Source organism: Streptomyces sp. L2, assembly GCF_004124325.1.
In the GTDB taxonomy this organism is placed as follows: Bacteria; Actinomycetota; Actinomycetes; order Streptomycetales; family Streptomycetaceae; genus Streptomyces.
On the sequence record NZ_QBDT01000001.1, the window covers coordinates 3874885 to 3887918 of the forward strand.

At 69.1% G+C, this 13034-nt stretch carries 12 protein-coding genes and 1 riboswitch; of the genes, 7 read left to right on the forward strand and 5 right to left on the reverse strand.

The window, feature by feature from the left end:
* Nucleotides 1-9 precede the first annotated feature (9 nt).
* From DBP14_RS17085 to DBP14_RS17100, 4 genes are all read left to right on the forward strand, one after another.
* Nucleotides 10-327 (forward strand): cupin domain-containing protein, encoded by a 318-nt coding sequence (locus DBP14_RS17085; protein WP_129308062.1) that lies wholly within the window; start codon nucleotides 10-12, stop codon nucleotides 325-327.
* A 132-nt stretch (nucleotides 328-459) separates the two neighbouring features.
* Nucleotides 460-672, forward strand: a complete 213-nt coding sequence (locus tag DBP14_RS17090) for a DUF5326 family protein (RefSeq protein WP_129308063.1) — start codon at nucleotides 460-462, stop codon at nucleotides 670-672.
* A 202-nt stretch (nucleotides 673-874) separates the two neighbouring features.
* Complete coding sequence (locus DBP14_RS17095) at nucleotides 875-1732, forward strand: IclR family transcriptional regulator C-terminal domain-containing protein (RefSeq protein ID WP_129308064.1); 858 nt, start codon at nucleotides 875-877, stop codon at nucleotides 1730-1732.
* A gap of 98 nt (nucleotides 1733-1830) precedes the next feature.
* Nucleotides 1831-2268, forward strand: a complete 438-nt coding sequence (locus tag DBP14_RS17100; protein WP_129308065.1) for an SsgA family sporulation/cell division regulator — start codon at nucleotides 1831-1833, stop codon at nucleotides 2266-2268.
* A 118-nt stretch (nucleotides 2269-2386) separates the two neighbouring features.
* On the opposite strand, the gene DBP14_RS17105 is transcribed toward DBP14_RS17100, so the two are convergent.
* Nucleotides 2387-3769 (reverse strand): YibE/F family protein, encoded by a 1383-nt coding sequence (locus DBP14_RS17105; RefSeq protein WP_129311913.1) that lies wholly within the window; start codon nucleotides 3767-3769, stop codon nucleotides 2387-2389.
* Between the two features lie 80 nt (nucleotides 3770-3849).
* Nucleotides 3850-4027, forward strand: a riboswitch (TPP riboswitch).
* Here DBP14_RS17105 and thiC point away from each other — a divergent pair.
* On the forward strand, nucleotides 4020-5804 hold the full coding sequence (gene thiC, locus DBP14_RS17110; protein ID WP_129308066.1) for a phosphomethylpyrimidine synthase ThiC: 1785 nt from the start codon (nucleotides 4020-4022) through the stop codon (nucleotides 5802-5804). (Overlaps the previous riboswitch by 8 nt.)
* Before the next feature lie 52 nt (nucleotides 5805-5856).
* Here the strand turns inward: thiC and DBP14_RS17115 are convergent, their stop codons facing one another.
* From DBP14_RS17115 to DBP14_RS17125, 3 genes are all read right to left on the reverse strand, one after another.
* A complete protein-coding gene (locus DBP14_RS17115) occupies nucleotides 5857-6735 on the reverse strand; it encodes a hypothetical protein (protein ID WP_129308067.1) in 879 nt (292 codons plus the stop codon).
* A 181-nt stretch (nucleotides 6736-6916) separates the two neighbouring features.
* Entirely contained in the window at nucleotides 6917-7993 is a 1077-nt protein-coding gene (locus DBP14_RS17120; protein WP_129308068.1) for a metallophosphoesterase, read from the reverse strand.
* A gap of 238 nt (nucleotides 7994-8231) precedes the next feature.
* Nucleotides 8232-9344: a LacI family DNA-binding transcriptional regulator gene (locus DBP14_RS17125; protein ID WP_129308069.1), complete on the reverse strand. Its 1113-nt coding sequence runs from the start codon at nucleotides 9342-9344 to the stop codon at nucleotides 8232-8234.
* A gap of 428 nt (nucleotides 9345-9772) precedes the next feature.
* On the opposite strand from DBP14_RS17125, the gene hisC reads away from it, so the two are divergent.
* Nucleotides 9773-10852, forward strand: a complete 1080-nt coding sequence (gene hisC / locus DBP14_RS17130; protein ID WP_129308070.1) for a histidinol-phosphate transaminase — start codon at nucleotides 9773-9775, stop codon at nucleotides 10850-10852.
* Nucleotides 10853-10936: 84 nt separating this feature from the next.
* On the opposite strand, the gene DBP14_RS17135 is transcribed toward hisC, so the two are convergent.
* Nucleotides 10937-11311 carry a cyclophilin-like fold protein gene (locus DBP14_RS17135; RefSeq protein ID WP_129308071.1) on the reverse strand — a complete coding sequence of 125 codons (375 nt, stop codon included), beginning with the start codon at nucleotides 11309-11311 and terminating at the stop codon, nucleotides 10937-10939.
* Nucleotides 11312-11521: 210 nt separating this feature from the next.
* On the opposite strand from DBP14_RS17135, the gene DBP14_RS17140 reads away from it, so the two are divergent.
* Complete coding sequence (locus DBP14_RS17140; protein WP_129308072.1) at nucleotides 11522-13030, forward strand: cytochrome ubiquinol oxidase subunit I; 1509 nt, start codon at nucleotides 11522-11524, stop codon at nucleotides 13028-13030.
* Nucleotides 13031-13034: the final 4 nt, after the last annotated feature.

Consider the following 13034-nt stretch of genomic DNA (forward strand, 5'->3'; position numbering starts at 1 on the left):
ACAAGGGCGATGAAGGCATTCCGGCTGGACGACCTGGAGGCGGAGCGCGCCGCCAACGAGGGGGCCTATCTTCAGTTCCTGCGGGAGCGGAACATGTCGGTCGGCCTCTACGCCCTCGACGCGGGCGAGTCCGATCCGCAGCGGCCGCACCGGCAGGACGAGGTCTACTTCGTCGTCAGCGGCCGGGCGTCGATCACGGTCGGCCAGGAGACCACCCAGGTGGCCCGGGGCAGCGTCGTGTACGTGCCGGCCGGCGCCGTCCACAAGTTCCACCACATCAGCGAGGACCTGAGGGTTCTGGTCGTGTTCTCTCCCCCAGAGGCCTGAGCCCGCGTCTCGGGGTTCCCTAGGGGGCGGTTCAGGGGAGGACAAGGGATGCGCGGCCTCCGTGAGCCCTGCGGCCGCCCTAGCATCGAGAGCGGAACATCGACAACGCACGAGACGCAAAGGACGAGGGCGATGCGAGAGATCTTCGCGGGACTGCCGTGGTGGGTGAAGTGGGTCGCGGTGCCGGTCATCGCCCTGGTCGTGTTCAGCAGCCTGATAGCGACGGTAGTGGTCTTTGTGATCGGCCTGCTCTTCAAGGCGCTGCTCTTCGTCGCGCTGGTCGGCGGACTGATCTACGTGGTGCGGAAGTTCATGGGCAACTCCTCGTCACGCAGCGACTGGTGAGTGCACCGGGAGCCGGCGGCCGGTAACAGGAAACGCCGGTTCCCTCGGGGGAGGGAAGTTTCCGCCGGAGGCCGCCGACGAGCGGCGGCAGGCGATTAGAGTCCGGAACTCCACGCGGGACCGACCCCCGTGGGCGGCGTACACCCACCCGTGTCTCCTCCGCACGGGCTGCCCCCCTCGCGCTCCGGAGTGACCCTTGGCCATGGTTGACACCGCACCGGCGGGCCCCCTCACGCACCCTGCCGAGCCGCGTGACCGCAGGCCCCCCGTGCAGCGGCCGCCGTCCGGCGCGTCCATTCCCGGGCAGCCGCACTCCGCGACCCTCATCGGATCCGTCCAGCGCGCGATGCGGCTGCTGGAGACCGTCGCCGCACATGAGCACGGCGCCCCCGCCAAGCAACTCGCCCGCGAGACCGGTCTCGCCCTGCCCACGACCTACCACCTGCTGCGCACCCTGGTCCACGAGGGCTATCTGCGGCGCGAGAAGGGCCTGTTCTTCCTCGGCGAGGCCGCCGAGCGGCTGAGCAGCAGTGGAGCCCAGCAGAAACGTCGCAGCGCGGTGGCCGACACCCTGGCACATTGGCGCGATTCGATCGGTGTGCCCGTGTACTACGCGCGCTACCGGGCCGGCGAGATCGAGGTGCTCTGCGTCTCCGACTCACCGGGGGCACCGGCGGTGCAGGAGTGGGCGGACTTCCGGGAGACGGGCCACGCGCACGCCATCGGGCAGTGTCTGCTCTCCCAGCTGGACGAGGAGTCCCGCCGCGACCATCTGGCCCGCTACCCCGTGCAGTCGATCACGCCGTACACCGTGCGCGACAACCACACCGTCCTCCGAAAACTGGAGCGGATGCGGCGGATGGAGCCGGTCGTGGAGCGGCAGGAGTACGCGCTGGGCACGGTGTGCGCCGCCATCCCGATCTCGGTCGGCACCGAGGCGACCACGATGGCTCTCTCACTCCCCGCTCACCAGTCCGACCGGCTGCTGCCCGCGGCGCGCCGGCTGCAGGCGGAGATCGGGCGGCATCTCGGATCGCTCACGCTCTCTATCAGTATCTGAAAACTCACTCCTTGTAATCTGTTGTGTACGTTCAGCAAGATTTGACCATTGTCAAAGGGATCAATCCCGGCCAGTCGGCGTCATTAGACGGGGTGCGCATGCGTGAGTCCGTACAGGCAGAGGTCATGATGAGCTTTCTCGTGTCCGAGGAGCTCTCCTTCCGTATTCCGGTGGAGTTGCGCTACGAGTCCAGTGATCCCTATGCCGTACGGCTCACTTTTCACTTGCCCGGGGACGCCCCGGTGACCTGGGCCTTCGGGCGGGAACTGCTGATCGACGGGGTCGGCCGGCCGTGCGGGGAGGGGGATGTGCACATCGCTCCCGCCGATTCCGAACTGCTCGGCGAGGTGCTGATCCGGCTTCAGGTCGGCAGCGACCAGGCCCTGTTCCGGTCCTCGGCACCGCCGCTCGTGGCCTTCCTCGACCGTACGGACAAGCTGGTGCCTCTCGGACAGGAAGGCGCACTCGCCGACTTCGACGCCCATCTCGACGAGGCCCTGGACCGCATCCTGGCCGAGGAACAGAGCGCCGGCTGAAGCGTTACGGCACCGGGGGCGCTGTGCGACGGCCTGGGACGACGGCATGCAGGAACGCTTCTGCAGAGGCCGTGGCGGGGCCGGCGCCCGGCTCCGCCTCACGTCTTCCGGCCCCGCCTCACCGCTTCCGGCGCCGTCCCCTTCCGCCGCGCGCCGGGGTGCGTTGCCGGCCCACCGGCGCCCCGGCCTCGCCGGGCCGGTCGGCCGCCACAACCAAGGCGGCGAGCGCGGTGGTCACCGGCACCGAGGCGACCAGACCGATCGAGCCCACCAGGGTGCGCACGATCTCCTCGGCCACCAACTCGCTGTTCGCCACGGTGCCCACGCTGCTCTGCGCGATCGAGAACAGCAGCAGCAAGGGCAGCGCGGCACCGGCGTAGGCGAGGACGAGGGTGTTGACCACCGACGCGATGTGGTCGCGCCCGATGCGGATGGCCGCCCGGTACAGACCGCGCCGGCCCAGCGAGGGATTGGCCTCGTGCAACTCCCAGACGGCCGAGGTCTGGGTCACCGTCACGTCGTCCAGGACGCCGAGCGAGCCGATGATGACGCCGGCCAGCAGCAGGCCGCTCATGTCGATCGACGGGTACAGGCCGTGGATGAGGCCCGTGTTGTCGTCCGTGTTGCCGGTGAGCGCGGCCCAGCCGATGAAGAGGGAGCCGAGCACACCGATCAGCGTGAGGGAGACCAGGGTGCCGAGCACCGCGACCGACGTACGCGCCGACAAGCCGTGGCACATGTAGAGGGCGATCAGCATGATGGCGCTCGACCCGATGACCGCCACGAGCAGGGGGTTCGAGCCCTGCAGGATCGCGGGCAGGATGAACAGGGTCAGCACGAGGAAGCTCACGGCCAGCGCGACCAGCGCCATGACGCCCCGCATCCGGCCCACCACCACGACGGCCAGGGCGAAGACCCCGGCCAGCAGCGTCATGGGGAACTTGCGGTCGACGTCCGTGACCGAGTACTGCAGGTCCTTCGGTGCCGAGGGCTCGTAGGCGACGACGACCTTCTGGCCCTGGTGCAGTTGGCGTGGCTGGTCCGGCTGCACGATCTCGGTGAACGTGCGGCCTTTGTCCTTGCCGCTGTCGACGCGGACCGTCGCCTTCTTGCAGGTTCCCTTCGCGTGCTGAGACGCCGAGTCGCCACCGGTGGCGGGGTTGTCACCGGTCGGCGTGCCGCCGCCGGAGGCGTTCACCGACGCACAGCTGACCTCGGCCACTTTGGCGACCGTGGCCTGCTGCGTCTGGCGGTCGAAGCCGACGCCGGTGCGCTCGTGCGGCGGGGCGCCGCCCGGCCAGAGCACCACCAGGCCGACCACGACCGCCGCGGTGAACGGGATCAGGATCGCCGCGATGACCCTGCGCAGATGTGCCGAGACGGGAGCAGCGGGGCCGTGGCTGTGGCTGTGGCTGTGACCGTGCGCGTGGCCGTGTCCGTCGTGCTGCGCCGCGTGGCCGCCGCGAGGCGGTTCCGGGGGCGGTGGCGGGGACTGCTCCATCGTCGTCACCGACCGATCATCGCAAGAACGCTGGGGGCCCCCTGTTCACCGCGCCCGAAATGACGCTAGCGTGGGGGCACCTTTGCACACGCGGGAGCTCGGAGCACCGGGCTGAGAGGGCGCTGACCTCCGTACAGGCGATGTTTCACGTGGAACGACCGACGTTTCACGGGAAACACCGACCGACGGAAGCCGCTGCGTCGACCGCCGAACCTGTTACCGGGTAATGCCGGCGTAGGGAGTAGGTCTCATGACCAACAAGGACGCACGCACGCCTGCCTCCGCTCAGGACGAGAAGTCCCAGGAGGCCGGGAAGTCCATCGGCTGGCACAAGGCGTACGTCGAGGGTTCACGCCCCGACCTGCGCGTGCCGGTCCGCCAGGTGCACCTCACGAACGGGCAGTCGGTCACGCTGTACGACACGTCCGGCCCGTACACCGATCCTCTCCTCGACACCGATGTCCGCAGGGGCCTGCCGCCGCTGCGGGAGAACTGGATCATCGGGCGCGGCGACACCGAGGAGTACGCCGGCCGTCCCGTCCGCCCCGAGGACGACGGGATCAAGCACACCGCGCCGCGCGGCGGTCTGCGCAACCTCGACGCCGTCTTCCCCGGACGCCCGCGGCAGCCCCGGCGGGGCCGGAACGGCACGGCGGTCACCCAGCTCGCGTATGCGCGCCGCGGTGAGATCACGCCCGAGATGGAGTACGTGGCCATCCGGGAGAACGTCGCTCCCGAGGTGGTCCGGGAGGAGATCGCGGCGGGCCGGGCCGTGCTGCCGGCCAACGTCAACCACCCGGAGATCGAGCCGATGATCATCGGCAAGCGGTTCCTGGTGAAGGTCAACGCCAACATCGGCAACTCCGCCGTCACCTCGTCCATCGAGGAGGAGGTGGAGAAGATGACCTGGGCGACCCGCTGGGGCGCCGACACCGTCATGGACCTCTCCACCGGGCGTAACATCCACACCACCCGTGAATGGGTGCTGCGCAACTCCCCCGTGCCGATCGGTACCGTGCCGCTCTACCAGGCGCTGGAGAAGGTCGACGGTCGCGCCGAGGAGCTGACCTGGGAGATCTACAAGGACACGGTCATCGAGCAGGCCGAGCAGGGCGTGGACTACATGACGGTCCACGCGGGCGTGCGCCTGCCGTACGTGCCGCTGACGGCGAACCGCAAGACCGGCATCGTCTCCCGCGGCGGCTCGATCATGGCCGCGTGGTGCCTGGCCCACCACAAGGAATCGTTCCTCTACGAGAACTTCGAGGAGCTCTGCGAGATCCTCGCCGCCTACGACGTCACCTACTCGCTGGGTGACGGACTGCGCCCGGGATCGATCGCGGACGCCAACGACGAAGCGCAGTTCGCGGAGTTGCGCACGCTCGGGGAACTCAACACGATCGCCAAGCGTTTCAACGTACAGACCATGATCGAGGGCCCCGGGCACGTCCCGATGCACAAGATCAAGGAGAACATCGACCTTCAGCAGGAGATCTGCGATGAAGCTCCGTTCTATACGCTCGGCCCGCTGACGACGGACATCGCCCCGGCGTACGACCACATCACCTCGGGCATCGGCGCGGCGATGATCGCCTGGTGGGGTACGGCGATGCTGTGCTACGTCACGCCGAAGGAGCACCTGGGCCTGCCCAACCGGGACGACGTCAAGACCGGCGTCATCACCTACAAGATCGCCGCCCACGCGGCCGACCTCGCCAAGGGCCACCCGGGCGCCCAGGAGTGGGACGACGCCCTGTCCGACGCCCGCTTCGAGTTCCGCTGGGAGGACCAGTTCAACCTGGCCCTCGACCCGGACACGGCCCGGGAGTTCCACGACGAGACCCTCCCGGCGGAACCCGCCAAGACGGCCCACTTCTGCTCGATGTGCGGGCCGAAGTTCTGCTCGATGAAGATCTCGCAGGACATCCGGCGGGAGCACGGAGGCAGCCGGGGCGAGATCGAGGCGGGCATGGCTCAGAAGTCGAAGGAGTTCGCCGCCTCGGGGAACCGGGTGTATCTGCCGATCGCCGAGTAGGCGTGCGGTGGGGCCTGCGGTGTGCGCCCCCGGTGGGGGCGCACACCGGGGGCTAGTCGGGCTGGTGTTCGGGGCCGCCGAAGTCCGGGCTGGTGTAGTCGGGGCTGCTGAAGCTCGGGCGGGGGCCGGGGGCGGTGCCGTCGTCGGGGCTGCTGAAGCCCGGGCGGTCGTAGCCGAGGCGGGGCATGCGGCCGGTCGGGGACGAGGGCGTGGTGCGGTGCAGGGCGGCGGTGCCGGGTTCGGCGAGCGCGTCCCGGAGGAACGGGAGGATGCCGCGTTCCAGGACCGCCTCCCGCCAGGCCGCTCTGGCCGAGGTGACTTCCTGGCCGGCGTCGCCGTCGGGGCCGGGTTCCGCGGAGGTGTTGTTGCGCAGCGCGGTGAGCAGCAGACCGACGGCGGCGACGAGCACCGCGGCCGCGGTCACGGCGCCGAACACCCAGCCGGCGGTGAGCATGGTCTGCGCGAAGGCCTGGCCCGGGTCGAGCATCTTCACGATGTAGCCGACGAGCAGGAAGATCGCGGCGGCGGTGCCGGAGAGGACGGGTGCCAGCACGGCTATCACCGCGACGGCGCCCGCGCCGGCGGTCTCGGCGTCCCCGCCGAGAGCGGTGGCGAGTCCCATGCCGCCCTCGGCCGGTTCCGCGGAAGCGGAATCGGAACCGGAATCCCGGGTTGCGGCGGGGATGGGTGGCGCCGGATGGCGCAGTTCCTCACGGACCTTCACGTAGTGCTGGTACTCGGACGCCGCGGCCGCGGTGATCAGGGCGGTGGCGTTGAGCGCCATGGTGCGCAGTTGTTCGGGGTTGAGCCGCTGTCCGACAGCGGCCAGTTCCGGGCGGTTCGGTGCGGAGCGCAGCGCCTCATCGAGGATCCGCTCGAACTCCTGGCGGTCCTCGTTCAGCAGGTGCTGCGGAACGCTGTTCATGTGCATCCCCCGATGCTCCGTAGGGCTTGGGGCTCGCACGCCGGCGAGCCGTCGGGCAGAAACGGAGGGGAGCCTGCTACGGATAAGGCGATGGTAGAGCCGTGACGGCACACGGTGACAGGGGGTTGCCGGAATTGGGTGCCGACCTGCGACGACCCGGCCGCGGGTACGCCTTCCCCGGGAACGCTCAGATATCCAGGGGAAGTTGCTGGACCAGTAGCTTTCCGGCCATGGTCACTCCGCCGTCCATGGCGATGGCGAGTCCCTCGGCGTAGACGTGCGGACCCTCGACGACGGGCCCGGTGCTGTCCTCGCCGTCTTCGGAGCCGACCTCGCCGAGCAGGTAGGGAATGGGGCTGTGACCGTGCACGACGCGCGTGCCGCCGTAGGTGTCGAGGAGTGAGCGCACGGCGTCGGTGCCCTCGTCGCGGAAGGCGAACCGCTTGGTGAACTTGCGGAACAGGTCCCAGCACTCGTCCGCGTCGTTGCGGGTGAGGGTCTCCCGGACGGTGTCGTTGACGGCCTCGATCGAGTCGCCGTAGTCGAGGTAGGCGGTGGTGTCGGAGTGGAGCAGCAGATGGCCGTCGACCTCCTCGACCGCGTCCAGGCGGGCCATCCACTGCAGATGGTGGTCCTGCAGGCGGTCCATGTCGGTCTTCTGGCCGCCGTTGAGCAGCCAGGCCGCCTGGAAGGTGGCGGTGCCCGCGCCGGAGTTGACGGGGGTGTCGCCGAACCGCTTGGCGCCGAGGAGGAGCAGCTCGTGGTTGCCCATGAGGGCCTTGCAGTAGCCGCCGGCGGCGGCCGCTTCGGCGGACAGCCGCATCACCAGGTCGATGACGCCGATGCCGTCGGGGCCGCGGTCGGTGAAGTCGCCGAGGAACCACAGCCGGGCGGTGCCCGCGGACCACTGGCCCGCCGCGTCGATCAGCCCCTTCTCCCGCAGGGCGGCCATCAGTTCGTCGAGGTAGCCGTGGACGTCGCCGACGACGAACAGCGGGCCGGGGCCGTTCTCGGGCTCGGGGGCGGACACGGCGGCGGGGGCGGGGTCGACGGGGACCTGCATGGTGTCACCTCGGTTGATGACGGGCAGGTCGCGCCGGGTCGGCGTGTAGCCCTCGGGATAGCTATCGTCGACGGGCGGGGCGGTGTCGCCGGGGGGCGTGGAGGCGTAGGGACCGGTCTCGTGGACGTACGCGGGCACCCGGAAGTCGCGCAACGTCGCCGTCCGTTCCGCCTCGGGTCCCAGACCGGCCCCCTGAGTCATCAGACCCCTCCACCATCGCGCCGCAGCTGCACCGCTTCGGACTGCCTGGTCGCAGCGGCCCGCGGTGTCGTGGGCCCATCATAGGAATGAGCGTCGCTCCGTGTGATGACCCAGGGGTGGTGAATCGGAGCAAGACTCCAGTTCACCGCGGCTTTCGCCCCGTTTGGGCCGGGGTTCGACCGGATACCGGCGGCCGGGCTCCCGCTGACCGGATCCGGCCGGATCCGGCCGGAAGCCGCTAGCGGCCCTCCGGTGCCCTCGGCGGGCTGACCGTCGTACGGGGCGGGCGTCGCTGGGACGAGGTACGCACGATCATCTCGGTCGGTATCACCTGCTCGACCGGGTGGTCCGACTCCACGCCCTCGATGGCGTCGATGAGGAGCTGGACCACCGCCGTGCCGATGCGGCGCGGTTTCAGGGAGAGCGTGGTGATGGGCGGCTCGGTGTTGGCGTACACCGTCGACTCGCTGCAGCACACCAGCAGCAGGTCCTCGGGTACCCGCAGCCCGTAGCGGCGGGCGGCGGCGAGCAGGTCGGTGCCGTTGGGGTCGAACAGGCCGTAGACCGCGTCGGGCCGGTCGGGGCGGGCCAGCAGGCGGTCGGCGGCGACGGCGCCCGCGCAGGGGTCGTGCGCCGGGTAGGACTCGTACACCGGGTCCTGGCCGACGCGTTCGCACCAGCGCAGGTAGGCGGTGGTGGACAGGTGGGTGTAGGTGTCGGTCGTGGTGCCCGTGAGGAGGCCGATGCGGCGGGCGCCGGCGTCGGCGAGGTGGTCGAGGATGCCGAGTACGGCGGCCTCGTGGTCGTTGTCGACCCAGGCGGTGACGGGCAGGGCACCCGCCGGACGGCCGTCGGAGACGACGGGCAGGCCCTGCCGGACCAGCTCGCTGACCACCGGGTCCTGGTCGGAGGGGTCGATGACGACCGTGCCGTCGAGGGCGACGTTGGACCAGACGTCGTGACGGGAGGTCGCGGGCAGGATGACCAGCGCGTATCCGCGGGCGAGCGCGGCGGAGGTGGCGGCGCGCGCCATCTCGGCGAAGTACGCGAACTCCGTGAAGGTGAAAGGTTCATCCCCGTACGTCGTCACGGTCAGGCCGATCAGTCCCGACTTGCCGGTACGGAGGGTGCGTGCGGCGGCCGAGGGCCGGTAGCCCAGCCGGTCGGCGACCTCGCGGACATGGCGCCGGGTGGCGTCCGGGAGCCGGCCCTTGCCGTTGAGGGCGTCGGAGACGGTCGTGATGGACACTCCGGCGGCGGCGGCGACGTCTCTGATGCCCGCCCGGCCCGGCCGACTGCCTCGACGTGAGGTTTCCGCGCGGCTCACCTGGTGCTTCCCTGCTGCTGTCATGGCGAGCCGATAGTAGGGCTCATGCGGTGGGGTAGTGCGGACGCATATGCACACGTTGACAGGCACGTTTCTGCATGGTCGAGGTGGGTCAACTACATTAGAAACCAAGGCAGTTGCTGGACGTGGCGCTAGGACCTGACTTGTCGAGGCGTGGGTGCCTGTCGACCGTCTGATGTCTCGAAGAGGTCTCAACTCACCTTCACGAGGGATGCGCGCCACGGCGCAAGCTACCGGCGCATAGATATATGTAGGGCGCGCCCCCTGATACGTACGCCTTCGGGTGCCGATGCCCCTGATGTACTTGATGACAGTGGGGCTGGTGAGGTTTGCCGCGCACCTGTTCGCAGCGGGGCCGAATCCTCATAAGGTGAGCAGTATTGGAAGCCGGCGGCGTCGACGGGCCGCCGGTGGTCACGAGGAGGACTGCGGTGAGCGAGACGAGCCCCAAGCTGCGCGCCGAGCTGGAGGGGATCCCCACCTACAAGCCGGGCAAGCCGGCCGCGGCCGGTGGCCCGGTCGCGTACAAGCTGTCCTCCAACGAGAACCCGTACCCGCCGCTGCCGGGCGTGATGGAGAGCGTGACCGCGGCGGCCCACGACTTCAACCGGTACCCCGACATGGCCTGCACCGGGCTGATGAACGAGCTGTCGGAGCGCTTCGGTGTGCCGGCTTCCCACGTGGCGACCGGTACCGGTTCGGTGGGCGTCGCCCAGCAGCTGCTCCAGGCAACCAGCGGCCCCGGCGACGAGGTCATCTACGCCTGGCGGTCCTTCGAGGCGTACCCGATCATCACGCAGATCAGCGGCGCCCGGTCCGTGCGGGTCCCGCTCACGCCGGGCGATGTGCACGACCTGGACGCCATGGCGGCGGCCATCACCGACCGGACGCGGCTGATCTTCGTCTGCAACCCCAACAACCCGACCGGCACGGTGGTGCAGAGGGCGGAGCTGGAGCGGTTCCTGGACCGGGTCCCCGGCGATGTGCTGGTGGTCCTGGACGAGGCCTACCGGGAGTTCATCCGTGACCCCGAGGTGCCCGACGGTGTCGAGCTGTACCGGGAGCGGCCCAACGTCTGTGTGCTGCGCACCTTCTCCAAGGCGTACGGCCTCGCCGGGCTCCGCGTCGGTTTCGCGATCGCCCACGAACCGGTCGCCGCGGCGCTGCGCAAGACGGCTGTGCCGTTCGGCGTGAGCCAGCTCGCGCAGGACGCGGCCGTCGCCTCGCTGCGTGCCGAGGACGAACTGCTGGGCCGGGTGGGCTCACTGGTGTGCGAGCGCACGCGCGTGGTCGACGCGCTGCGCGCCCAGGGCTGGACCGTGCCGGAGACCCAGGCGAACTTCGTGTGGCTGCGACTGGGGGAGCGCACGGCGGCGTTCGCGACTGCCTGCGAGGAGCACGGTGTGGTGGTCCGGCCGTTCCCGGGCGAGGGTGTGCGGGTGACGGTCGGCGAGACCGAGGCGAACGACATCTTCCTGAAGGTGGCGGAGGCGTTCCGCAAGGAGTTCTGAGCGCGCCGTCAGGCCTTCAGCGAGGGCTTGCAAGGCTTTCTGGCAGGCGGTTTTCCGCCGACTGAGCCCCGCCCTGTGCGGGGCTCAGTCGTTGACGGCCTCTACGCGTACGGGGTCTCCGTCCCGCACGGTCGCCAGGACCCTGGGGTCGCCGTCCAGGTGTCCGAGGACGTTGCAGGGGCTCGCGAGGCGGCATTCCTCGCCCCGGGAGATGGGCGTGGGGCCGTAGGGGAGGGCGAGGGCGTCGCCGTCCGTCCAGAACGCCACCGTGCCCGGCTCGACGACCTGCCGGGCGTCTGTTTCACGTGAAACAGACACACCTGTGTCGAAGTAGACCTCCTCTCCCCAGGTGTGTGCCGAGGAGATGAGCGGCAGTGCCTTCTGCAGGGCCTGCGTGGTGGGTGTGTCGTCGAGCGTCGCGGTGAGCTGGCCGGCGGGCCAGGAGATTCGTATCTGCATGAGACGCAATTCAACAAGCTGTTGAATTTCTTGCCAAGGGGTTGACGCTGAGGTCAAGGGGGACCCCCCTGCCTCGCGTCGAAAATCGGTACGTCATAATAGCTTGTGAATGTGAACGCGTTCACAAGCGCGTTCCGCTTGCTCCCTTATGTACCTGACAAAAGGGGGCATCACGCCGCTGTACCACGGCGAAGTAAGGAGAGTGACGACGTGGACCTGGCTCTGGCGCCGGAAACACTGGCGCGCTGGCAGTTCGGCATCACCACCGTCTACCACTTCCTGTTCGTCCCCCTGACGATCTCTCTGGCCGCCCTCACGGCCGGACTGCAGACCGCCTGGGTGCGCACGGAGAAGGAGAAGTACCTCAGGGCCACCAAGTTCTGGGGCAAGCTCTTCCTGATCAACATCGCGATGGGCGTCGTCACCGGCATCGTGCAGGAGTTCCAGTTCGGCATGAACTGGTCGGACTACTCGCGCTTCGTCGGAGACATCTTCGGCGCCCCGCTCGCCTTCGAGGCCCTGATCGCCTTCTTCTTCGAGTCCACCTTCATCGGACTGTGGATCTTCGGCTGGGACAAGCTGCCCAAGAAGATCCATCTGGCCTGCATCTGGATGGTCTCCGTCGGCACGATCCTGTCGGCCTACTTCATCCTCGCGGCCAACTCCTGGATGCAGCACCCCGTCGGCTACAAGATCGACAAGGTGCGGGGACGCGCCCAGCTGACCGACTTCTGGGCCGTGCTGACCCAGAACACCGCGCTCAGCCAGGCCTTCCACACCCTCTCGGCGGCCTTCCTGACCGGCGGCGCCTTCATGGTGGGCATCTCGGCCTACCACCTGGCCCGCAAGAAGCACATCCGCACGATGAAGACCTCGCTGCGACTCGGCCTGGTCACCGTGGTCGTCGCCGGACTGCTCACCGCGGTCAGCGGTGACGTGCTCGGCAAGGTCATGTTCAAGCAGCAGCCCATGAAGATGGCGGCGGCGGAGGCGCTGTGGGACGGGCAGAAGCCCGCACCGTTCTCGATCTTCGCCTACGGCGACGTGGAGAAGGGCCACAACACCGTGGCCATCGAGATCCCGGGCCTGCTGTCCTTCCTCGCCAACGACGACTTCACCTCCGAAGTCCCCGGCATCAACGACGTCAACAAGGCCGAACAGCAGAAGTTCGGGCCCGGCGACTACCGGCCCAACATCCCGGTCGCGTTCTGGGGATTTCGCTGGATGATCGGCTTCGGCATGGCCTCCTTCGCCATCGGCCTGGCCGGGCTCTGGCTGACCCGCAAGAAGTTCCTGCTGCCACAGCACCTGCGGGTCGGGGACGACGAGGTGCCGAACCTCGTGCTGTTCCGGAACAAGGCGCTCAGCCCGAGGCTCACCCCCTGGTACTGGCGCATCGCCACCTGGACCCTGGCCTTCCCGCTGATCGCCAACTCCTGGGGCTGGATCTTCACCGAGATGGGCCGGCAGCCGTGGGTCGTCTACGGCGTCCTGCAGACCCGGGACGCGGTCTCCCCCGGTGTCTCCCAGGGCGAGGTCCTCACCTCGATGATCGTCCTCACGTCGCTCTACGCCATCCTGGCCGTCGTCGAGGTCAGGCTGCTCACCAAGTACGTCAAGGCCGGTCCGCCCGAGCTGACCGACGCCGACCTCAACCCGCCCACGAAGATCGGCGGCACCGGCCAGGACGCCGACAAGCCGATGGCCTTCTCGTACTAGGCGG

Bases quoted from the DNA above. Each gene is read 5' to 3' on its own strand.
- DBP14_RS17085 (WP_129308062.1), top strand. From the start codon at position 10: ATGAAGGCATTCCGGCTGGACGACCTGGAGGCGGAGCGCGCCGCCAAC.
- DBP14_RS17090 (WP_129308063.1), top strand. From the start codon at position 460: ATGCGAGAGATCTTCGCGGGACTGCCGTGGTGGGTGAAGTGGGTCGCG.
- DBP14_RS17095 (WP_129308064.1), top strand. From the start codon at position 875: ATGGTTGACACCGCACCGGCGGGCCCCCTCACGCACCCTGCCGAGCCG.
- DBP14_RS17100 (WP_129308065.1), top strand. From the start codon at position 1,831: ATGCGTGAGTCCGTACAGGCAGAGGTCATGATGAGCTTTCTCGTGTCC.
- DBP14_RS17105 (WP_129311913.1), bottom strand. From the start codon at position 3,769: ATGGAGCAGTCCCCGCCACCGCCCCCGGAACCGCCTCGCGGCGGCCAC.
- thiC (WP_129308066.1), top strand. From the start codon at position 4,020: ATGACCAACAAGGACGCACGCACGCCTGCCTCCGCTCAGGACGAGAAG.
- DBP14_RS17115 (WP_129308067.1), bottom strand. From the start codon at position 6,735: ATGCACATGAACAGCGTTCCGCAGCACCTGCTGAACGAGGACCGCCAG.
- DBP14_RS17120 (WP_129308068.1), bottom strand. From the start codon at position 7,993: ATGACTCAGGGGGCCGGTCTGGGACCCGAGGCGGAACGGACGGCGACG.
- DBP14_RS17125 (WP_129308069.1), bottom strand. From the start codon at position 9,344: ATGACAGCAGCAGGGAAGCACCAGGTGAGCCGCGCGGAAACCTCACGT.
- DBP14_RS17135 (WP_129308071.1), bottom strand. From the start codon at position 11,311: ATGCAGATACGAATCTCCTGGCCCGCCGGCCAGCTCACCGCGACGCTC.